The organism is Streptomyces violascens, from assembly GCF_014649955.1.
Classification (GTDB): Bacteria; Actinomycetota; Actinomycetes; order Streptomycetales; family Streptomycetaceae; genus Streptomyces; species Streptomyces violascens.
On record NZ_BMUA01000003.1, the window covers coordinates 271790 to 292796 of the forward strand.

At 72.2% G+C, this 21007-nt stretch carries 15 protein-coding genes and 1 pseudogene; 6 read left to right on the top strand and 10 right to left on the bottom strand.

The annotated features are described in order from the left end of the window. Positions 1 to 10: 10 nt before the first annotated feature. The 3 genes from IE206_RS09585 to IE206_RS09595 all read right to left on the bottom strand — a co-directional run bounded on the left by IE206_RS09585 (position 11) and on the right by IE206_RS09595 (position 4354). Entirely contained in the window at positions 11 to 1135 is a 1125-nt protein-coding gene (locus tag IE206_RS09585; protein ID WP_189961624.1) for an ADP-ribosylglycohydrolase family protein, read from the bottom strand. An 81-nt stretch (positions 1136 to 1216) separates the two neighbouring features. Continuing rightward, positions 1217 to 3589: a tetratricopeptide repeat protein gene (locus IE206_RS09590; RefSeq protein ID WP_506416031.1), complete on the bottom strand. Its 2373-nt coding sequence runs from the start codon at positions 3587 to 3589 to the stop codon at positions 1217 to 1219. Positions 3590 to 3742: 153 nt separating this feature from the next. After that, positions 3743 to 4354: a TetR/AcrR family transcriptional regulator gene (locus IE206_RS09595; protein ID WP_226598891.1), complete on the bottom strand. Its 612-nt coding sequence runs from the start codon at positions 4352 to 4354 to the stop codon at positions 3743 to 3745. A 109-nt stretch (positions 4355 to 4463) separates the two neighbouring features. Here IE206_RS09595 and IE206_RS09600 point away from each other — a divergent pair, with 109 nt between their 5' ends. Further along, on the top strand, positions 4464 to 4961 hold the full coding sequence (locus tag IE206_RS09600) for a cupin domain-containing protein (RefSeq protein ID WP_189961626.1): 498 nt from the start codon (positions 4464 to 4466) through the stop codon (positions 4959 to 4961). Between the two features lie 64 nt (positions 4962 to 5025). Here the strand turns inward: IE206_RS09600 and IE206_RS09605 are convergent, their stop codons facing one another. Continuing rightward, entirely contained in the window at positions 5026 to 7647 is a 2622-nt protein-coding gene (locus tag IE206_RS09605) for a bifunctional FO biosynthesis protein CofGH (protein ID WP_189961627.1), read from the bottom strand. A 392-nt stretch (positions 7648 to 8039) separates the two neighbouring features. Here IE206_RS09605 and IE206_RS09610 point away from each other — a divergent pair. Then, positions 8040 to 9548, top strand: a pseudogene (locus tag IE206_RS09610) (CocE/NonD family hydrolase). Between the two features lie 50 nt (positions 9549 to 9598). On the opposite strand, the gene IE206_RS09615 reads toward IE206_RS09610, so the two are convergent. After that, a complete protein-coding gene (locus IE206_RS09615) occupies positions 9599 to 10429 on the bottom strand; it encodes a TIGR03619 family F420-dependent LLM class oxidoreductase (protein WP_189961628.1) in 831 nt (276 codons plus the stop codon). Between the two features lie 218 nt (positions 10430 to 10647). Here IE206_RS09615 and IE206_RS09620 point away from each other — a divergent pair, with 218 nt between their 5' ends. The 4 genes from IE206_RS09620 (at position 10648) to IE206_RS09635 (ending at position 14040) form a co-directional block, all read left to right on the top strand. Then, on the top strand, positions 10648 to 12168 hold the full coding sequence (locus IE206_RS09620) for a CehA/McbA family metallohydrolase (RefSeq protein WP_189961629.1): 1521 nt from the start codon (positions 10648 to 10650) through the stop codon (positions 12166 to 12168). Positions 12169 to 12260: 92 nt separating this feature from the next. Then, positions 12261 to 12848: a Uma2 family endonuclease gene (locus IE206_RS09625; protein WP_189961630.1), complete on the top strand. Its 588-nt coding sequence runs from the start codon at positions 12261 to 12263 to the stop codon at positions 12846 to 12848. A 22-nt stretch (positions 12849 to 12870) separates the two neighbouring features. Further along, positions 12871 to 13617, top strand: coding sequence for an IclR family transcriptional regulator (locus IE206_RS09630; protein WP_189961631.1), 747 nt, complete (start codon positions 12871 to 12873; stop codon positions 13615 to 13617). A gap of 99 nt (positions 13618 to 13716) precedes the next feature. Then, positions 13717 to 14040, top strand: coding sequence for a putative quinol monooxygenase (locus IE206_RS09635; protein ID WP_189961632.1), 324 nt, complete (start codon positions 13717 to 13719; stop codon positions 14038 to 14040). Positions 14041 to 14043: 3 nt separating this feature from the next. Here IE206_RS09635 and IE206_RS09640 read toward each other — a convergent pair whose 3' ends face one another. The 5 genes from IE206_RS09640 to IE206_RS09660 form a co-directional block, all read right to left on the bottom strand. Continuing rightward, positions 14044 to 15504 (bottom strand): aldehyde dehydrogenase family protein, encoded by a 1461-nt coding sequence (locus tag IE206_RS09640; protein WP_189961633.1) that lies wholly within the window; start codon positions 15502 to 15504, stop codon positions 14044 to 14046. Beyond that, complete coding sequence (locus tag IE206_RS09645; protein ID WP_189961634.1) at positions 15501 to 17240, bottom strand: N-acyl-D-amino-acid deacylase family protein; 1740 nt, start codon at positions 17238 to 17240, stop codon at positions 15501 to 15503. The genes IE206_RS09640 and IE206_RS09645 overlap by 4 nt, the downstream gene beginning before the upstream one ends. A gap of 748 nt (positions 17241 to 17988) precedes the next feature. Next, entirely contained in the window at positions 17989 to 19116 is a 1128-nt protein-coding gene (locus IE206_RS09650; protein ID WP_189961635.1) for an LLM class flavin-dependent oxidoreductase, read from the bottom strand. A gap of 142 nt (positions 19117 to 19258) precedes the next feature. Further along, positions 19259 to 20044 carry an SDR family NAD(P)-dependent oxidoreductase gene (locus IE206_RS09655; protein WP_189961636.1) on the bottom strand — a complete coding sequence of 262 codons (786 nt, stop codon included), beginning with the start codon at positions 20042 to 20044 and terminating at the stop codon, positions 19259 to 19261. 9 nt (positions 20045 to 20053) lie between these two features. Continuing rightward, complete coding sequence (locus tag IE206_RS09660) at positions 20054 to 20998, bottom strand: LLM class F420-dependent oxidoreductase (RefSeq protein WP_226598894.1); 945 nt, start codon at positions 20996 to 20998, stop codon at positions 20054 to 20056. Positions 20999 to 21007 lie beyond the last annotated feature (9 nt).

Here is a 21007-nt window from a genome sequence, read left to right on the forward strand (position 1 = left end):
ACGAGTGGTTTCAGCCCCTCGGATAGCGCAGCAGCCATGTAGCCGTGTTGACGGCCGGGCCGTGCAGCGCGGGTCCCTGGGTCATCTCCATCGCGAAGTCGTCGGCGAGTTCGAGCAGGGTGGATCTTCCTTCGAGCTGGGCGAGCCAGGCGGGCGGCAGCGCGGTCTCGCCGTGCATCGCGCCGAGCAGGCTGCCGCAGACGGTGCCGGTGGCGTCCGAGGGCCCGTCGTGGTTGACCGCGAGCAGCAGGCCGTGCCGGATGTCCTCGCCGACCAGCGCGCAGTACACGCCGATCGCAAGGGCCTCGGGGGCGGTGTGCCCGGTGCCGAGGGTGGCGACCAGGCCCGGGCTCGGCATGCCCTGCCGTACGGCGCCGAGCGCGTGCTTGAGTGCCTCGGTGACCGGCTGGTGCCCGGGGCGCAGGGCGAGCTGCGCGAGGGCCCGCTGGACGGCGCCGTCCATGGACTCGCCGCGCGCGAGCCCGTGCACGACGACGGCGAGCGCCCCCGCCGAGAGGTAGGCCGCCGGGTCTCCGTGGGTCTGCGCCGCGCACTCCACGGCGAGCTGGAGCACCAACTGCGGCTCCCAGCCGACCAGGAGGCCGAAGGGCGCGGACCGGGTGAGCGCGCCCGGGTCGTCGGCGCCGGGGTTCTTGGGCTGTTCCAGGGTGCCCATGACGTCGTCGCCGAGCCCGACGAGGCAGGCCTTGGCGGGGTCGCGGCGGGCGTAGAGCCACTCCTCGCGGGCCAGCCAGCCGTTGTCCTCGCGGCGTTCGTCGGGCCCCCAGTCGCGCTGGGTGGCGGCCCACCGCAGATGCGCCCGGTGCACGTCGGTGGGCGGGTGCCAGGCGCCGGTGTCGCGGCGCACCTGGGCGCGTATGAGTCCGTCGACGGTGAACAGGGTGAGCTGGGTGGCCGCGCTCACCGCGCCCGGGCGGCCGTACGCGGGGACGAGGTCGCCAAGGGCGTCCATGCCGTGCCGCTCGCGGATCTCGGTCAGGGCGAGCCCCGCGACGCCCGCACCGAGCGTGTCCCCGATGGCCCCGCCGAGCAGACAGCCCCGTACCCGGCTACGGAAGTCCTGCTGTTCGGCACGGCCCCAGACGGGTGCGGTGGCTCCGGCTGCTGCGCTCATGCGGCAGCACGGTACCTGAACGGATGCGCCCGTTTAAGAGGGCAAATTGACCGATCCTGGGCAGGGGCGGTCACGAGGTGGTCAGGGTCTGGGCGTCGGCCCCGGCTCCGGCGGGATGCCCGGGTACGCCGGGTCGCCCTCGTCGGCGGGCAGCGGCCCCGGCGGGATGCCCTGGGCCGCCCCTGCCCGCGCGGCCCGCGCCAGGTCCGCCAGGGCCTCCTCCTCGCGGCCCTGGGCCCGGTGCAGCCGGGCCCGCTGCTGGTACGCCCACACATAGCCCGGCACCAGCGCGACCGCCCGGTCCAGGTCGGCCAGCGCCTCGGGGACGCGCCCCAGCTCCGCGAGGGCGACCGCGCGGCTGCCCAGCGCCCACGCGTACCCGGGGTCCAGCGCGAGGGCCCGCCCGTACGCGGCGACGGCCTCCTCGTAGCGCCCCGCGAACCGGTACACGTCGCCGCGCTCGCCGAGCACCCAGGCCCACGACGGCGAGAGCCGCTCGGCGCGGTCCAGGTCGGCGAGCGCGCCCTCGGTGTCGCCGAGCAGGCCCCGCACATGCGCCCGGCGCACCAGCGCCCAGCCGTAGTCGGGGTCTATGAGCAGCGCCCGGTCGAAGTCCTCCAACGCCTCTGCGGGGCGCCCGAGTTGGGCCCATGCCTGGCCCCGGCTGCCCAGGATGAGCGCGTCCGCGGGGTCGAGCGCGTGGGCCCGGCCGAGTTCGGCGACGGCCTCCTCGTAGCGGCCCGCGCGCCGGTGGGTCTCGCCGCGCTCGCGGGGTGCGCGCGGGCGGCCCGGCTCCAGCTCTTCGAGCCGGTCGAGGTCGGCGAGGGCGGCCGGGTAATCGCCGACGGCCCGGTGGGCGACGGCCCGCCCGTGGTGGGCGTCCGCGCTGGACGCGTCCAGGGTGAGTGCGCGGCGGTAGTCCGCGAGGGAGTCGTCGTACGCCTCGGTCCTGAAGTAGCCCCAGGCGCGGGCGATGTGCACGGCGACCCGGTCCTCGTCGGTGAGTTCGGGGCGGGCGAGCATCATGCCGAGGACGTCTGTGGCGTGGCGGCGCTCGGCGTCCAGCGCCGCGAGGCAGGCGGCGCCCCACTTGCGCAGCGGCTCGCGGTTGGCGTCCTCGCCGGCCTCGGCGATCACCCGGGCCCAGCGCCGCGCGGTGACGGTGCCCTGGCGGCAGGCCTCGATGCCGTCGCGCAGTACGTCCCCGAACGCGCCGGCGGGGTCGGCGCACAGCCGGTGGTAGAGCTCTTCGAGGCGCGGCTCGCGCCAGCTCTCGTCGCGCCAGCGCCCCTCCCCGGCCGCGGCCCGCTCCTGGGCGTACCAGGTGGCGAGCCGCTCGTGCCCGCCCCGCCAGCGCTGCGGCGAGGCGGTGCGCTGGAGGCGCTGCATGGGGGCGCGGACGACGTCGTGGTACTTGATGCGGCCGCCCTGGTCCCGTACGAACGGGAGCGAGCGCAGCCAGTCGAAGAGCCCGGCCGCGTCCCCGCTGACGGCCGCCCGGAACACGTCCTCGTCGAGCCTGCGCGGCAGCGCGCCTTCGAGCGCGGCGGACCTGCGGACCGGGTCGGGCTCCCACTTCAGGAAGCGTTCCACCGCCGTGGCGCTGGGGTCGCCGATGTCGCTCGGCGTCGCGGGCCGGCTCCCGGCGAGGGTGCTCACGAGCACGGGCAGCCGCCCGGAAAGACGCAGCACATCGCGTACGACGTCCTCCTCCACCACCCCTTTGCCTGCGAGGAGCTGGCGGGCCTCCTCCTCCGTGAAGGGGTCGAGCGGAAGGTCGGCGACGTAGTCCGCGGCGGCGGGCCAGTGCAGGGGGTCGGGCCGACCCTGGCCGGACAGGGTGAGCACCGTGTTGGCGGGCAGCCCGCCGTACCGGTCGGTGGTGACCAGATCGCGCAGCCAGCCGTCGAGGAACGCGCCCGTGCGCTCGTACGTGTCGAAGAAGAGAACCACCCACGGCGCATGGGCGGCCACCCGGCCGAGCTCCTCGACGAACACCGGGGTGAGCACGCGCAGCGGGTCGAGGACGAGCTGCACGTCCTCCTGACGGCCGAGCCGGGCGCTGAGCGCGGCCCTCAACCGCTCGGCGCCTTCCGCGAGTTGGACCGGGTCGACGGTGGAGGCGAGCACCCCGACCCCGGGCACGAGGCCCACCCCGGCGAGCCCCGCCTGGGCCGCGACGACCGCTCCGGCCGAGGGCCCCGAGCCGGCCCCGGCGCCGGCCGCCTCGGCCTCGTAGCGGCGCTGGCGGTAGGTGGCCAGGATCTTGTCGAGCGCCTTGAGCGGCCACCCCTGCCGGGCGAACCGCGCGCTGATCACGCCAAGGGCCTCCGGCACACTGTCGACGCCCTCGTCCGTGTAGGCGGTCAGGGCCCCGCGCTCCAGCGCGGCCTGCTCCAACTCCCGTACCAGAAAGGTCTTCCCGACCCCGGCGTTGCCGTGCACGCGGAACACGAACCGATGCCGCGCGTCATCAACGGGAACATCGAAGTTCCCCTGAAAAAAGGCGAGTTCATCCCGCCGTCCCACGAACCCGGCGCGTTTGCGGCGTCGGATGAGCTCCTGCATCGAAGGCTGCACGCCCCCCACCCTTCCCCCCAACCCCCGTCAGCCGAGACCGAGATACCCCCCGGGGTCGACCATATCGGGCAGCGCCGGAGCGCCGTGCGGCCGCAGCCCGTGGAGATAGACGGCGACATGCCGCGCGGCGAGCGCGCCCGCCGCCTCGCGCGGCAGATGCGGCATGGGCCGGCAGGCCATCGCCGCCGCCCCGACCAGGTCGAACGCCGTGATGTCGGCCCGCAGCACCCCTTCGCCCCGCCCCTCGGCGAGCACTTCCTCCAACGCGCCCAGAATCGCCCGCTGAAGCTTCCGCACGCGGGGGTCGCGCACGACCGGCCCTCCGACGAGCGGCATGACGAGCCGCTCCCGCTGCTCGACGACGCGCCGGAACGTCTCGTCCAGCACGGCGGCAGCACCACCCCCACCCGCGCGAGCCGCCTCGACAACGGCGAGAACCGTCTCGAACCCCTCCAGGGCCACGTCCAGGATGAGCGCGTCCCGGTCGGGAAAGCGCCGGTAGAGCGTCCCGATGCCGACACCGGCCCGCCGGGCGATGTCGTCGAGGGCGACGGCCGTGCCCTGCTCACGGAACAGTTCCCGGGCCGCGGCCAGGATCTTCTCCCGGTTCCGCCGGGCATCGGCACGCAGTCCTGTCATGCGGAACATGCTAGGCGCCGCGAGCCAACCGGAGCTTTTCCTCCAGATAGGGCGTACGGTGGTGCTGCCAGCCACCGGCACACCAGCCGCAGACCGGAAAGGCACACCCATGCCCGACGCATCCGCCCTGCCCGAGGACCGCTTCTTCGTACTCGAACCGGGCGAGACCCGCCCCACCCGGGTCCCGCTGCCACCCGGCTTCGGCGTGAAGGTCACCACGACCGACAGCGAGGGCCGCCTGGCCGTCCTGGAGAACCGCCTGGACGTCGACATCCCGCCCCATGTCCACGAGCTGATGGACGAGTTCGTGTACGTACTGGAGGGCGAGATGGAGATCGATTACCGGGGCACGACGCACCGCCTGACCGCAGGCATGTCGGCCCTCCTCCCCCACGGCGTCCCCCACGCCATGCGCAACGCCTCCCAGCCCCCCGTCCGCGCCCTGCAGATCTCGACCCCGGGCGGCTGGGACCGCTTCGTGGAGGACATGTTCGAAGCGGGCCCGACGATCCGCACCCCCGAGGGAACGCTGGACCTGGAGAAGGTCAACGCGCTGGGGGAGCGATACGGGATGCGGTATACGCGGGGGACTATGGCGCTGGACTGAACCCCGGTTGTCGGGCACCGGGCAGTCCGGAGCCTCGGCACGCCGCCCCCCCCTCAGCAGCGCGCTACTCCACCACCGGCAGCAACTCCGGCAGATGCCCGTCCGAAGCATGCGCCGCGCGAACCCGCTCCTGCGGCACCTCCCCGTACAGGGTGGTGCGGGGACGGGACGGGCGGCCCGCCGCGTCGGCCACGGCGATCAGGTCCTTGACGGACTTGTACGAGCCGTAACTGGAGCCCGCCATACGGGAGATGGTCTCCTCCATCAGCGTGCCGCCCAGGTCGTTCGCCCCCGAGCGGAGCATCTCGGCGGCGCCCTCCGTGCCCAGCTTCACCCAGCTGGTCTGGATGTTGGGGATGTGGGGGTGCAGGAGGAGACGGGCCATCGCCGTCACCGCGCGGTTGTCGCGGGCGGTCGGGCCGGGGCGTGCGATGCCCGCCAGGTACACCGGGGCGTTCGTGTGGATGAAGGGGAGCGTCACGAACTCCGTGAAGCCGCCGGTCTGTTGCTGGATGCGGGCCAGCGTGCGGAAGTGGCCCAGCCAGTGGCGGGGCTGGTCCACATGGCCGTACATCATCGTCGACGACGACCTGATGCCGAGCTCGTGGGCGGTCGTGACGACCTCGATCCAGGTGGCCGTCGGGAGTTTGCCCTTGGTCAGGATCCAGCGGACCTCGTCGTCCAGGATCTCCGCCGCCGTGCCCGGGATCGAGTCCAGGCCCGCCGCCTTCGCCTCGGTCAGCCATTCGCGGATCGACATGCCGGTGCGGGTCGCCCCGTTCACGACCTCCATCGGGGAGAACGCGTGGACGTGCATTCCGGGGACCCGTTCCTTCACCGCGCGCGCGATGTCGAAGTACGCCGTGCCCGGCAGGTCGGGGTGGATGCCGCCCTGCATGCAGACCTCGACCGCCCCCACGTCCCAGGCCTGTTCGGCCCGGTCCGCCACCTGGGACAGGGACAGCGTGTACGCGTCCGCGTCCGTGCGGCGCTGTGCGAAGGCGCAGAAGCGGCAGCCCGTGTAGCAGACGTTGGTGAAGTTGATGTTCCGCGTGACGATGTACGTCACGTCGTCGCCCACCATGGACTTGCGGACGTCGTCCGCCACCCGGCACAGCGCGTCCAGCGCCTCGCCGTCCGCGTGCAGCAGCGCAAGCGCCTCCGCGTCGGTCAGTTTCGTCGGATCGTCGGCGGCGACCGTGAGCGCCTGGCGTACGTCCGCGTCGATGCGGGACGGCACCATGCCCGGGGCCGCCGCCTCGCGCAGCGCGCCCCAGTCGCCGTACACCGAGTCGAAGTCCTCGCGACGGTCGCCGGTGCGGCCCTCGGTGTCGATGGTGTGGTGGAGGTCCGTGCGGCCACTGGCGGTGAAGCCCTCGTCGGGCTCCTGCCACGGCAGGCCGCGCACCTCGGCCGACTCGTTGGCCAGGCCCGTCTCCGGGTCGGCCAGCGCGCGGACGTGCGGCAGAAGGCGGGGGTCCAGCCACGGCTCGCCGCGCTGCACGAACTCCGGGTAGATGCACAGGCGCTCGCGGAGGGAGAAGCCCGCCTCCTTCGAGCGATCCGCCAGCTCGTCGATCTGCGGCCACGGGCGCTCGGGGTTCACATGGTCGATGGTGACCGGGGACACCCCGCCCCAGTCGTCGATCCCCGCGCCGATCAGGCGCCCGTACTCCCCCGCGACCAGGTTCGGCGGCGCCTGGAGGCACGCGGCCGGGCCCATGATGTGCCGGGCGACGGCGACCGTCGCCACCAGGTCGTCGAGCTCGGCGTCCGGCATGCCGCGCATCGCCGTGTCCGGCTTGGCGCGGAAGTTCTGGATGATCAGTTCCTGGATGCCGTGGTACGAGCGCGAGACGCGGCGCAGCGCGAACAGCGAATCCGCGCGCTCCTCGTACGTCTCGCCGATGCCTATCAGGAGCCCGCTGGTGAACGGCACCGACGAGCGGCCCGCATCCTCCAACACCCGCAGCCGCACGGCCGGTTCCTTGTCCGGGGAGCCGTAGTGCGGACCGCCCGGCTCGGACCACAGCCGGGTCGCGGTCGTCTCCAGCATCATGCCCATGGACGGGGCGACCGGCTTCAGGCGCTGGAAGTCCGTCCACGACAGGACGCCGGGGTTGAGGTGCGGGAGCAGCCCCGTCTCCTCCAGGATGCGGATCGCCATGGCGCGTACGTAGGCGATGGTGTCGTCGTAGCCGTGCGCGTCGAGCCACTCGCGGGCCTCGGGCCAGCGGTCCTCGGGCTTGTCGCCGAGCGTGATCAGGGCTTCCTTGCAGCCCAGTTCGGCGCCCTTGCGCGCGATGTCGAGCACCTCGTCGGGGGACATGAACATGCCGTGCCCGGCCCGGCGCAGCTTGCCGGGCACGGTGACGAAGGTGCAGTAGTGGCACTTGTCCCGGCACAGCCGGGTGAGCGGGATGAACACGCTCTTCGAGTACGTGATGATCCCGGGCCGGCCCGCCGCGTCGAGGCCCGCGTCGCGGACCCGGGCGGCCGAGGCGGTGAGGTCGTCGAGGTCGTCGCCGCGGGCCTGGAGCAGCACGGCGGCCTCGGCCACGTCGAGCGCGACGCCGTCCCTGGCGCGTTTCAGCGCGCGCCGCATCGAGTTGGCGGTCGGTGCGGCGGACTGCTGTGAGGCAGGGCCCGGTCCTTCTGCCTGCGGGGGCTGCGCGCTGGAAGTCATCCACCGAGCATACGAGCGTGCGCTCGCCCCGGGACCATGGGCATCGTCACCGGTCCCCCGAGATCAAGCCGCCGCACATTTCAGGCTGTTCTGCACGAAAGGGCATCGCTACGCAGCGCGCCCGCCCCGATACTGGGGGTCGCTCCGGGCCCGAGCGGCGACACCCGTGCAAGTCGACGACGACGAACAGGGATGGGACCGACGTGACTTCAAAGGGTTCAAAGGGAACGCAACCGGCCGCCGTGGTGAGCCTCTACCCGGAGCTGGACGAAGGCGCGCTCGTACAGGTCGTGCAGGCGCTGCGCACCGGCGACACCTCGAAGCTCGCCCCCGCCCGGGCGGCCGAGGTGGCCGAGACGCGGGAGGCGGCGACCTTCCTGGACGGCGTGAAAGTGCCGGTCGGGGAGGGCGTCGAGCTCGACGCCGCGTTATGGCTGCACAACGGCGAGGGCCCGCACCCGCTGATCGTGATGCCCTCGCCGTGGGCCAAGCAGGGCTGGAGCGTCTACACCGTGCAGGCGATGCGCTTCGCCCGCCGCGGCTACCACGTCCTCGCCTACACGACGCGGGGCTTCGGCGAGTCCGGCGGCGAGGTCGAGGTGGCCGGCGAGAAGGACATCGCGGACGGCATCAAGGCGCTCGACCACCTCATCTCCCAGGCGGGCGGTCCGGGTTCGGCCGGCCGGATCGGCTTCCTCGGCGACTCCTAAGGCTCCGGCATCAGCCAGCTGGTCGCCGCCGAGGACCCCCGCGTGCACGCCGTGGTCGCGCTCAGCACCTGGGGCGACCTGGGCGAGGCGTTCTACGAGAACAGCACCCGGCACGTGGCCTCCGTCCGGACGCTGCTCGGTGCCGCCGCCACGGCCCGGCTCAGCGCGCGCACCCAGAAGGCCTTCGACGACGTCCTGGCCAACGAGAACGTCGAGGAGACGCTGGAGTGGGCGGCCGAACGCTCGCCCTACCACCGCGTCGACAAGCTGAATGAGCGTCAGGTGCCGGTCCTTTTCGCGCAGGCCTGGCACGAGACGCTGTTCCCGGGCAACCAGACGCTGAAGATGTTCAACGCGCTGAGCGGCCCCAAGCGGCTGCTCTGGTCGATCGGCGACCACTCGGGCCCCGAGATGACCGGCATGGTGGGGCTTCCCAACCGGATCTGGCAGGAGGCGCACAGCTGGTTCGACCGCCATCTGCGCGAAGTGAACGGGGACGAGGCCGCGGCCGCCACGTTCGACTCCGAGTCCGGCGCCGAGGACCAGATCGTCAGCGAGATCATGTGGGGCCGGGCTCTTGAGTCGCGCGCGACCTGGCACGCGGCGACCGGCAACCCCGAGCGCTTCTACCTCACCGGCCCCTCCGAGGGCGCCAAGGACGGCGGGCTCCTCGACAAGCCCACCAACGGCTGGCACACCACGTTCGCCACCGGCGCCGACACCCCGGCCACCGTCGCGGACCGGATCATCTTCACCGGGTACGCCGAACTGGCCGGGCTCCCCAAGGCGTACCGAACGGGGAAGATCGACCGGGCCGCGGCCGGGGTGTGGACGAGCGCGCCCCTGCCCTCCCGCCACCAGCTGCGCGGCGTGCCGAGGCTGCGTCTGACGGTCGCGCCGAGCAAGCCGGACACGACGTTCGTGGCGTACCTCTTCGACGTGAACGCGCTCGGCGTGGCCCGCATCATCACGCACGCGCCGTACACGCTGCTCGGCGGCGCCCCGAAGACGCCCGCCACGGTCGACATCGCGCTCCAGGTCACCGGGTACGACGTGCGGGCCGGCCACCGCCTGATGCTCGTCGTGGACTCGGTGGACCCGTTCTACGGCGAGCCCACCGGGACCCCCGGCACGATCACGATCACCTCGCCCGACGAGGACCCGTCCTACCTGGACATCCCGCTGAGCTGAGCCGGGCCGAGCGGCCGGGGGCGGCTCACGGGGCCGCCCCCACTTCCCGCTTACAGATACGAGGCGTACTCGTCCAGAACCTTGAGCACCCCGGCCTCGTCGGCGGGCGGCAGCTGGAGGACGACCTCCTCGATGCCGAGCTCCGCGTAGTGGGCGAGCTTGCCGGGGGCCGGGAGCACGGCGTACGGGACGATCTGGAGGTCCCGCACGTCGCGCCCCGCGTCCTCCCACACCCGGCGGAGCACCGGCAGCGACTCGGTGAGGCCGCGCCCGCCGATGGGCAGCCAGCCGTCCGCGTAGTCGGCGACGGCCGCGAACAGCTTGGGCCCGGCGGCCCCGCCGATGAGGGTGCGGGGCGCGCCGCCGCGGACGGGCTTGGGGAAGGCGTGCGAGGCCTTCACGGACCCGAACTCGCCCTCGTACGAGGTGGGTTGATCGGCCCACAGCGCACGCATCAGGGCCATCCGGTCGCGGACGAGTTCGCGCCGGGTCGTCCACTCGACGCCGTGGTCGGCGGCCTCCTCCTTGTTCCAGCCGTAGCCGAGCCCGAGCGTGAAGCGGCCGCCGGAGAGGTGGTCGAGGGTGGCGATCTGCTTGGCGAGGTCGATCGGGTCGCGCTGGGCGACGAGCGTGATCCCGGTGCCGAGGTGGAGGTGGTCGGTCACCGCCGAGGCCTGGCCGAGCGCGACGAACGGGTCCAGGGTGCGCCCGTACTCCGGCGGCAGCTCACCGCCCGCCGGATAGGGGGTGACCCGCTCCACGGGGATGTGGGTGTGCTCGGGCAGGTAGAGCCCGGAGAACCCGCGCTCCTCCAGCTCGCGGGCAAGGCGTACGGGGGTGATCGTCTGGTCGGTCAGGAAGATGGTGACGGCGATGCGCATCGGCATACCTTCCGGTCGGTCTGCGGTGGGGATCACTTCCTATCCCCACCGGGGCGAGGCCGCAAGGGACGCCCGCAGCCGATGCCTGCCCCAATCGGCCACGGGCCCTCAACTCCCCGACTCCCCGCGTTCACGCAGGGGTACGACAGTGGGCAGGCACCCTCTTCGGCCCACCCGAACCATCTCGACTCATCCCCAACCCGTTGGGAGCTCAGCTCATGACCGAGAACGGATCCGGACCCATCGGCAGACGAAATCTCATCGTGACGGGCGCGGCGACCGCGCTTACCTTGGGAACCGTGAGCTTCGCGAGCGCGGCACCCGGCGGCGGCTCGGCCGGCCGCCCCGACGAGACCAAGGTGGTACGCGGAACGCTGCCGCCCGGCTCCCCCGACTTCGTATACCTGCCGGTCGAAGTACCGCACGGCGTAAGGGAGTTGGCGGTCTCGTACACGTACGAGAAGGCGACCGTGCCGACGGGCACCCAGAACAACGCGCTCGACATCGGCATCTTCGACGAGCGGGGTACGGGTCTCGGCGGGGCGGGGTTCAGGGGCTGGTCGGGCGGGGCGCGCACGGAGTTCTTCATCCGGGCGGACGACGCGACGCCGGGCTATCTGCGCGGCCCGGTGCGCGCGGGGACCTGGCATGTCGCGCTCGGCCCGTACACGGTGGCGCCGCAGGGGCTCCCGTACACGGTGACGGTCACGCTGAAGTACGGCGAGCCCGGCACGACCCCGGCGCCGGTCTACCCGCCGACGCGGGCCAAGGGGCGGGGCCGGGCCTGGTACCGGGGCGACTGCCACATGCACTCGGTGTACTCCGACGGGGGCCGCACCCCGGCCCAGATCGCGGCGCTCGCGCGGGCGGCGGGCCTGGACTTCATCAACACCTCCGAGCACAACACGAATTCGGCGCACCGGGCGTGGCAGGGCCTGTGGGGCGACGACCTGCTGATCATGACGGGCGAGGAGATCACAACGCGCAACGGCCATGTCGTGGCGCTCGGCACGAACCCGGGCACCTTCGTCGACTGGCGCTACCGGGCCCGGGACAACCGTTTCGGCCACTTCGCGCGCGCGATCCGGGCGGCGGGCGGCATCGTGGTCCCGGCCCACCCGCACGCCACGTGCGTCGGCTGCGGCTGGAAGTTCGGCTTCGGCGAGGCGGACGCGGTGGAGGTGTGGAACGGCCCGTACACGCCGGACGACGAGGTGACCCTCCAGGAGTGGGACAACTCCCTTACGGCGTCGGCTCGTTCGGGCAGAGCATGGACCCCGGCGATGGGCAACAGCGACGCCCACCGCGACCCGGACCGCATCGGCGGCCCCCAGACGGTGGTCCTGGCCGACGACCTGAGCCGGGAGGCGATCCAGGCGGGCCTGAAGGCGGGCCACTCCTACGTGGCGGAGTCGGCGGCGGTGTCCCTGTCCTTCACCGTCTCCGGCGGCCACGGCCAGCACGCGGGCATCGGCGAACGCCTGCGAGCGGACGCCGCCGAGCCGGTGACGGCCCGCCTGGAGGTGACGGGCGCGCCGGGCTGCTCGGTGGCCTTCGTGACGGACCAGGGCACCCTGTACACGACCCAGCTGCCCGCCTCCGGCACGGGCACGGCGACCTGGCAGACGACCCGGCAGTACGCGACGTACATCCGGGCCGAGGTCCGCCACGCGCCGGTCGTCGCGGGGCTCCCGGGGCCGCTGACGGCGTTCACGAATCCGGTGTTCCTGGACGCCTGACGCGGCACCCGGCGTGTCCCGGTCACTGTGCTTATCGTTGTACTGCGCGGCTGCACTCGATCAAGCGGGCGGCAGCGGGGAGGAGCGCCACAGTGACTGTTCTTCAAGAAGACAGGACCAAGATGGCCGACCACGGCGACGATCTCGACAGCTGGTTCGAGCGACTCGAGCGGATGCCTGTCCCCGAGGGATACAGGGTCGAGATCGTCGAGGGGTTCGTCCACATGACGCCGCAGCGGAACGTGCACTGGCAGATCATCCGCAGGATCCTGCACGCCCTTGAGACCAGGTTCGGGATGGAGGTCGTCGTGCTGTCGGATGTGCGCATCGACTTCCCCGGCCATCTCAACGGATTCTGCCCGGACCTGGCCAAGGTTCGGGACGGTGTCGAGGAGGACGCCCACGGTCGCTGGCGCTACCAGGACGTCGAATTCGTCGCCGAGGTCATCTCCAAAGGCACCGCCGCCAACGACTACGGCCCGAAGAGGCTGACGTATGCCACGGCGGGCGTGCCCGTGTACGTCATCGCCGATCCGTACACCGGCACGTGCCACGTCTACACCGACCCCAAGAAAGGCGACTACCGGACCAAGCTCACCGTCGCCTTCGGGGCCGAGATCGACCTCACCGGGACCGTGGTCGACCTCGTCCTCCCCACCGAGGAATTCCCCCGCGAGTGACCACCCGCCGTACCCTCGCCCCATGACCAGCACCACCCCCCAGTCCGTAGACCGCGCCCTGGCCATCCTGGACGCCGTCGCCGACGCGGCCGGGCCCGTCGGGGCCAAGGAGCTGGCTCGGCGGGTCGGGTGCTCGCTCTCCACCGCCTATCACCTGCTCGGCGCGCTCACCGCGCGCGGGCATCTCACGCGGACCGCCCAGGGGTACGTTCCCGGGCCGCGCGTGCCCGCCCTGCACCGGGGCTTCCAGCGGCATCTCGGGCTCGCCCCCGGCGTCGGTGAGCTGCTGGCCCGGCTACGTCGGGCGACCGGGGCCGAGGCCTATTACACGGCGTACCGCGGCGGGCTGATCACCGTCGTCGACAGCACCGCCCCCGTCACCGACACCGCCAACCCCTTCACCCCCGGCCCCGAGATCCGCGCCCACGCCACCGCGCACGGCAAGGCGCTGCTCGCCGGGCTCCCCCGGCCCGTGCGCCGGCGCTACCTCGACGAGCACGGCATGGCCCGGTTCACCGACCGTACGATCACCGCCGCCGACCGGTTCGAGGCGGAGCTCACCCGGGTTCGCGGGCAGGGGTTCGCCGTGTCGATGGGGGAGGCCGATCCGGCGTACACCTGTCTCGCGGTCGCGCTGCCCGGTCCGCGCGGGGACGGCAGTGTGCACGCCGTGTCCGTGTCGCTCGCCACCGGCGAGTTCCGCAAGCGGCACGGTGCGATCCGGGGCGCCGTGGCCCGGGTCGCCGCCGAGCTGGTCCCGGGGGCCTGAGCGGTCCGGCCGCGACGGGGTCCGGCCCGGATTCCGAGGGAGCCGGAATCGGCCGCATCCCCGCTTGCACCGGCCCCGCCCGCACCGCACCGTAGAGACATGATCTTCATCGCCGTACGGTTCACCGTCCGCCCCGAGCACGCCGACAACTGGCTCACCATCGTCGACGACTTCACGCGCGCCACCCGCGCCGAGCCGGGCAACCTGTTCTACGACTGGTCCCGCAGCGTGGACGACCCCACCCGGTACACCCTCCTCGAAGGCTTCGCCGACGCGGCCGCGGGCGCGGCGCACGTCGACTCCGACCACTTCCGCGCGGGCATGGAGTCGATGGCCGGCGCCATCGCCGCCACCCCGGAGATCATCAACGTCGAGGTGCCCGGCCAGGGGTGGAACAAGATGGCCGAGCTGTCCCCGAAGTAGGCGCTAGCCGGGCCAGACGATCGCCTGGAGTTCGCTGTACGCGTGCAGGGCGTACGAGCCGACGTCCCGGCCCACCCCGCTCTTCTTGAAACCGCCGAACGGCGCCTCCATGTTGCGGCCGATCGTGTTCACGCCGACCCCGCCCGCGCGCAGCTGCCGCGCGACGCGGAAGGCGCGGGCCACGTCCCCGGACCAGACGTAGTCGAGCAGGCCGTACTCGCTGTCGTTGGCCAGCGCGACGCCCTCGTCCTCGTCGTCGAAGGGGACGACCACCACGACCGGGCCGAAGATCTCCTCGCGGGCCACCCGCATGTCGTTGGTGCAGTCCGCGAGGAGGGTGGGGGCGACGTAGAACCCCCGGTCGTACGCCGGGCGGTCGCCGCCCGCCACCACCGTGGCCCCCTCCTTCCTGCCCAGCTCCACGTACGACTCGATGCGGTCCCGGTGGGCGGCCGAGATCACCGGCCCGACCACCGTGTCCCGCGCCGTCGGATCGCCGACCTTCAGGAAGCCCGCGTACCCCTTGAGCCTCTCGACCAGCTGGTCGTGGACGCCTCGCTGGACCAGGACGCGAGTCGGTGCGGTGCAGATCTGGCCGCTGTAGAAGGCGAAGGTCGTGCCGATGCCCTGGACCGCCGAGTCGAGGTCGGCGTCGTCGAAGACGAGCGCCGCGCCCTTGCCGCCCAGCTCCATCAGCTGCCGCTTCATGTCGCGGCCGCACCCTTCGGCGATGCGCTGCCCGACGGCGGTACTCCCCGTGAAGCTGACCATGTCCACGTCCGGTGAGTCGACGGCCGCCTCGCCGACCGCGGGCGCGGAACCGGTGACGACGTTCACCACCCCGCGCGGCACCCCCGCCTCCTCCAGTGCCTCGGCCATCCTGAACACCGACAGCGGGTCCTGCGGGGCGGGCTTCACCACGACCGTGTTGCCCATGGCGAGCGCGGGTGCGACCTTGCCCGCCGGGTTGGCCCAGGGGTTGTTGTACGAGGTGATACAGGTGACCACACCGACCGGCTGCCGCACGGCGAGCGCCCCGAAGACCCCGGCCCTGCCCATGGGCCCGGCCTCGTTGATCTGCGGTACGAGCGCCTCCTCGACCGGCTCCAGGGCGCCCTTCGCGTACCGGCGGAACCGGGAGACCCCGACCCCGACCTGCATGCCGCGCGCGGTGGCGGTGGTGGCGCCGGTCTCGGCGCGGGCGAGTTCGGCGTTCGGGGCGAAGTCGCGCTGCATGAGGTCGGCGGCCCGGTCGAGGATCGCGGCCCGCTCCTCGGGGCGCGTACGCGACCAGGAGGCGAAGGCTTCACGCGCGGCGGCGGCCGCCCGGTACACCTGCTCGCGGCTCGCCTCGGGCGCGAGCCCGACGACGTCCTCGGTGGCGGGGTCGAGCACGGGATAGTGCCCGCCGTCGGGCTCGACCCACTCGCCGCCAATGAACAACTGCCTTTCATATTCGGTCACTTGGTGCTCACCGTCCTGGTGTCGCGACCCGAACGGAGCACCGTGCCCGGCACGGCCCCCGTCACCCGGTCGTCGCGGAGGGTCTCGATGCCGTTGACCCGGACCGAGACGATGCCGATCGCCTTGGAGTCGAGCCGGGGGCTGTCGCCCGGCAGGTCGTGCACCAGGGTGGCGGGCCCGGCCTCGATCCGCTCCGGGTCGAACAGGACGAGGTCGGCATGGAAACCCTCCTCGATCCGGCCGCGCTCGCGCAGCCCGAAAAGCCGGGCCGGGTCGTCGGTGAGCATCTTCACGGCCCGCTCCAGGGGGACGAGTTTGCGCCCGCGCAGACAGTCGCCGAGGAAGCGCGTGGTGTACGGGGCGCCGCACATCCGGTCGAGGTGCGCGCCCGCGTCGGACCCGCCGAGCAGCACGTCCTCGTGCTCCCATGTCTCGCGGCGCAGCGCCCAGGTGGCGGGGTCGTTGTCGGTCGGCATGGGCCAAAGGACCGTACGCAGCCGGTCGTTGGCGCAGATCTCGACGAGGCAGCGGAACGGGTCGAGCCCGCGCTCGGCGGCGATGTCACCGACGACCCGGCCCGACAGGCCCTCGTTCTCGGGGCTGTAGGTGTCGCCGATGACGTACCGCCCGAAGTTGGCGAGACGGCGGAAGATGCCGGCCTCCTTGCTGTCGGCGCGGCGCAGCATCTCGGCCCGTACGCCGGCGTCGCGCAGCCGCTCGATGCGCTCGGGGACGGGCAGGCCGAGGATCTCGCCCCAGCCGGGGATGAGGTTGAGGGCACAGAAGGTGCCGAGCGACATGTTCATGGGCGTGAGGATCGGCATGGTCAGCGCGACGATCCGGCCCCCGGCCTCGCGGGCGCGCTCACTCGGGACGAGCTGACGGGGTACGCGTTCGGGTACGGCGGCGTCGATGGTGAGGACGTTCCAGTTGAGGGGACGCCCGGCAGCGGCGCTCATCTCGACGAGCAGATCGATCTCGTCGTCCGCGAACTGATCGAGGCACCCGGCGACGATCGCTTCCAGCTGGGTGCCCTCGTGTTCGCCCACTGCCGCGCTGAGGGCGAGGAGTTCGGCGGGACGTGCGTGCCGGGAGGCAACGGGCTTCCCGTCTCCGTCGGAGTGGGTGGAGGACTGGGTGGTGGAGAGCCCCCAGGCCCCGGCGTCCATGGCGTCGTGGAGCAGGGCGAGCATGGCGTCGAGCTGCGCGGGGGTGGGCTGGCCGCCGACGGCGTCCGGGCCCATGACGTGGCGGCGCAGGGCGCAGTGACCGACCATGAATCCGGCGTTGACGGCGATGCGCCCGTCAAGGGCGGAGAGATAGTCGCCGAACGACTGCCAGCCCCAACTCACGCCTTCCTCAAGGGCCTTGAGGGACATGCCCTCGACCTTGGACATCATGCGGCGGGTGTAGTCGGCGTCCTCGGGGCGGTCGGGGTGGAGCGGGGCGAGGGTGAATCCGCAGTTGCCGCCGACGACGGTGGTGACGCCGTGGTTCATGGACGGCGTGGCGTACGGGTCCCAGAAGAGCTGGGCGTCGTAATGGGTGTGCGGGTCGACGAACCCGGGGGCGAGTACGAGGCCGGTGGCGTCCTCGGTGCCGGCGGCGGGCTCTTGGACGGTGCCGGGGTCCGCGATGACGGCGATCCGGCCGCCCCTGATGCCGACGTCGGCGGGCCGGGCGGGGGCACCGGTGCCGTCCACGAGGGTGGCGCCCTTGATCAGGTGGTCGAGCATGGGGTCCCTTTCTTCGGTGCGGCGGCTTTGTCCTGCGGGGTACGCGGGGGCGGGCGGGGACGGTTCTGGTTACGGGGCGTGCACCCCCGCCGGGGCGGTTCTGGGTACGCGGGGTCCCCTCCGTTCTCCGCGTACGCGGGTCCGCCCCGGCCGGGGGCCGCCGCGAATGGCCTCCGGCCGGGGCCGGTTACGGAGCGGCGGTCCGGGAAGACACCGCCCCGCGCCTTTCTGCCCGGGGGCCTCTGCCCCCGGCTCCCTCTGGGCTGGGGTGGGCCCCGAGGGGTGTCCACCCGCCCGCCCGTATGCGCTGGGTTGGACGGCCCGGGCCTCCTGGGGCTCCGCCCCAGACCCCATCGGCCCCTCGCTCGCCCCTTCCCGAAACCCGCCGGGGGTGGGGTCGGACGAGGGGTGCTCGGTCGGCTGCGGACCGTGGGTGGTTGCTCGCGCAGTTCCTCGCGCCCCTGGCGGGATTGCCCCCTGGCAGGGTGTCCAAGCAGGCGTCCCTGGCCAGTCGACGATCACGGACGTCAGCCCATTTCAGCCCGTCCGGCGATTGAGGACGAGCGCCCTTGAGGCGCGAACGGGGTCTGGGGCGGAGCCCCAGGAACGACCACCGGGCCGCACCCGGACATCTCACCCCCGGAGGCCCCGCGGCGGAGCCGCAGAGTGTCACAGCGGGAAGGGGCGGGGGGCCACCGGGGCCCGGGGCGGAACCCCGGCGCACCCCCGCCCCCGGGGCCCGGGGGCGTCAGCCCCCCGCCGCTGCCCGGAACCGGGAGGACCGGTGCACCGGATCCGTGTCGATCTTCGGAATCACATGCTCCCCGATCAGCCGAATCGTCTGCAGCGTGTCCTCGAACGGCACCCCGATCGGCAGCCCGAACGACAGCTGATCCGCCCCCGCCTGCTCCCACCTCTTGCACTGCGCCGTGACCTCGTCCGGATCGCCGCAGATCATCAGCTCCTCCGCGATGAGCAGCTCGATGATCTCCGCGTTGTACTCGGGCAGGGTCTCCGGCCACTCCGGAATCCCCTCCGGCCGGGGGAAGGTGTCGTGGTACCGGAACACGAGCGACTGGAGCCGGTTGAGCCCGCCCTCGACCGCGATCCGTACGGCCTCGTCATGCGTAGGCGCACAAATCGCCGTCGACGTCACCATCACGTTGTCGTTGACGAAGTCACCGACCGCCTCGGCCTCCTGGATGGCCGTCTTGTACTGCTCCAGGACCCACTCCATGTCGGAGACCTTCTGCACGGAGAAGCCGAGCACCCCGAGCCCCTTGCGCGCGGCCATGGCGTACGAGGAGGGGGACCCGGCGGCGTACCACATGGCCGGGTGCGACTTCCCGTACGGCTTGGGGAAGATCTTGCGCGGTGGAAGCTGCCAGTGCTTGCCCTGGAACCCCGGGTACTCCTCCTGGAGCCACATCTTGGGGAACTCCGCGATGGTCTCTTCCCAGATTTCCTTGGTGTAGTTCATGTCGGTGACGCCAGGTATGAACCCCAGGATCTCGTGCGAGCCCGCCCCCCGCCCGGACCCGAACTCGAAGCGCCCTTCCGAGAGATGGTCGAGCATGGCCACCTTCTCGGCGACCTTCACCGGGTGGTTCACCTGGGCCAGCGGGTTGAAGATGCCGGAGCCGAGGTGGATGCGTTCGGTGGCGTGGGCGAGGTAGCCGAGGAAGACCTCGTTGGCCGAGAGGTGCGAGTACTCCTCCAGGAAGTGGTGCTCGGAGGCCCAGGCGTACTTGAAGCCGGACTTGTCGGCCTGGATGACGTACTTCGTCTCCTCCATCAGCGCCTTGTGCTCCGCCATGGGGTCGACCGCGGACCGTGCTGCGGGCACGTATCCCTGCACAAAGAGTCCGAATTCCAAGGGACTTCTCCTTCATGAGATATCACGAGTTTCTGACGCATCGTCAGATTGTGACGAGCTCGACTGTTCCACCGGCCGCATGGACCGTCAATACCTGACGCACAGTCAGGCAGGGCTTCGCGCGGAGCCACGGAACGCGGCCTCAGAACAGCGACACCCCCGCCAGCCACCCCCCGTCGATGACGAACGGCTGCCCCGTGATGTACGAGGAGTCCTCCGTGGACAGGAACAGGGCGAGCGCGGCCACCTCCTCGGGCCTGCCGACCCGGCCGAGCGGCACCAGCTTGCGGTAGAGCTCGTCGAGGGCCGCGGAGGTCTCCGCGGCGTCCGCCGTCGGATCCAGCTGGGCGGGGTTGGACATCGCGGTGTCGATCGCCCCCGGGCACACCGCGTTGACCCGGATCCTCAGATGCGCGAGCTCCATCGACGCGACCCGGGTGAGCCCGAGGATGGCGTGCTTGGTGGCCGCGTATGTGCCCACCGCGCTCATGCCGGTCATCGCGGTGTATGAGGCGGTGTTGACGATGGTGCCGCCGCCCGCGGCCCCTATCTCGGGCGCCACGGTCTTGATCCCGAGGAAGCAGCCGACCTGGTTGACCTGCACGACCTGCATGAACTCATCCAGCGGAGTGTCCACCAGCGCGTTGAAACGGAGAATCCCCGCGTTGTTGACCAGCCCGTCGATCTTCCCGAAGGCGTCCTTGGCGGCGCCGACGGCGGCCGTCCACTCCTCCTCCCGGCTCACGTCGAGATGGACGAAGCGGGCCACCTCCTCCCCCAACTCCTTGGCCAGTGCCTCGCCCTGCTCGTCCAGCACGTCCGCGATGACGACCTTGGCCCCCTCGGCCACGAACAGGCGGGCCTCCTGCTCGCCCTGCCCGCGCGCCGCACCGGTGATGAAGACGACCCGCCCGTCGAGCTTGCCCATACTGGACTCCTAGTCATTGAGGTACGGGCCGACGTCGGCCCCGAACGCGGCCATCTGGTCGGTGAGCTCATCGCGCCCACGGGACCGGAACCGCACCTGTATCTGGTCGACGCCCATCGCCCGGTACACGCGCAGCGACTCGGCGAGGGCCTCCGGCTTCCCGGTGAGGGTGCGCCGCCCGGTCTCCCAGCCGGGCTCACCGACGTACAACGCCTCGGTGATCGCGCCGATGACGATGGGGTCGACGATCCCGGCGTCCTCACGGATGCCCCTCAACTTGGCGATCTGGGACGGGAGTTCGCTTCTCCTGTCCCCCTGGGGCAGCCAGCCGTCCCCGCGCAGGGCGGCCCGGCGGACCGCCGCCGGGGACGATCCGCCCACCCAGACCGGTACGTGCCGCTGGGCCGGCCGGGGCCGCTGTCCGAGCCCGCTGAACGCGAACCGCTCGCCCTGGAAGGACGGGTACTCCTCCGGCCCCAGCGCGGCCCGCAGCGCGTCGATGGTCTCGTCGAGCACGGGCCCGCGCCGCTCGAAGTCGGCCCCGACCGCCTCGAATTCCTCCTGTACGTGCCCGGCTCCGACCCCCAGGATCAGCCGCCCGCCGCTGAGGTGGTCCAGGGTCGCGTACTGCTTGGCGGCGACGAGGGGGTGCCGGAGCCCGACGACGGCGACATGGCTCATCAGCCGGACCCGCTCGGTGACCCCGGCGAGGAAGGAGAGGGTGGCGACCGGGTCGTACCAGATGGTGCTCATCGGCCCCGCGAGCCGCCGGGGAATGGCGACGTGGTCGCAGCTCGCTACGTACGCGAACCCCGACCGGTCGGCCGCCCGCGCGATCGCGACCAGGTCCTCCGGCCCGGCGTCGGCTTCCCACCCCTCCGCGTAGATGGTGCTCTGCGACTGGACGGGAAGCTGCATCCCGTACACCAGTCGCCCGTTCGGCAGTATCGGCACCGTATGCCC

Excerpts from the sequence above, each read along its gene's own strand:
- IE206_RS09655 (WP_189961636.1), bottom strand. The coding sequence starts at position 20,044 with ATGGGCAAGCTCGACGGGCGGGTCGTCTTCATCACCGGTGCGGCGCGC.
- IE206_RS09620 (WP_189961629.1), top strand. The coding sequence starts at position 10,648 with ATGACCGAGAACGGATCCGGACCCATCGGCAGACGAAATCTCATCGTG.
- IE206_RS09600 (WP_189961626.1), top strand. The coding sequence starts at position 4,464 with ATGCCCGACGCATCCGCCCTGCCCGAGGACCGCTTCTTCGTACTCGAA.
- IE206_RS09585 (WP_189961624.1), bottom strand. The coding sequence starts at position 1,135 with ATGAGCGCAGCAGCCGGAGCCACCGCACCCGTCTGGGGCCGTGCCGAA.
- IE206_RS09595 (WP_226598891.1), bottom strand. The coding sequence starts at position 4,354 with ATGACAGGACTGCGTGCCGATGCCCGGCGGAACCGGGAGAAGATCCTG.
- IE206_RS09630 (WP_189961631.1), top strand. The coding sequence starts at position 12,871 with ATGACCAGCACCACCCCCCAGTCCGTAGACCGCGCCCTGGCCATCCTG.
- IE206_RS09605 (WP_189961627.1), bottom strand. The coding sequence starts at position 7,647 with ATGACTTCCAGCGCGCAGCCCCCGCAGGCAGAAGGACCGGGCCCTGCC.
- IE206_RS09635 (WP_189961632.1), top strand. The coding sequence starts at position 13,717 with ATGATCTTCATCGCCGTACGGTTCACCGTCCGCCCCGAGCACGCCGAC.
- IE206_RS09615 (WP_189961628.1), bottom strand. The coding sequence starts at position 10,429 with ATGCGCATCGCCGTCACCATCTTCCTGACCGACCAGACGATCACCCCC.
- IE206_RS09645 (WP_189961634.1), bottom strand. The coding sequence starts at position 17,240 with ATGCTCGACCACCTGATCAAGGGCGCCACCCTCGTGGACGGCACCGGT.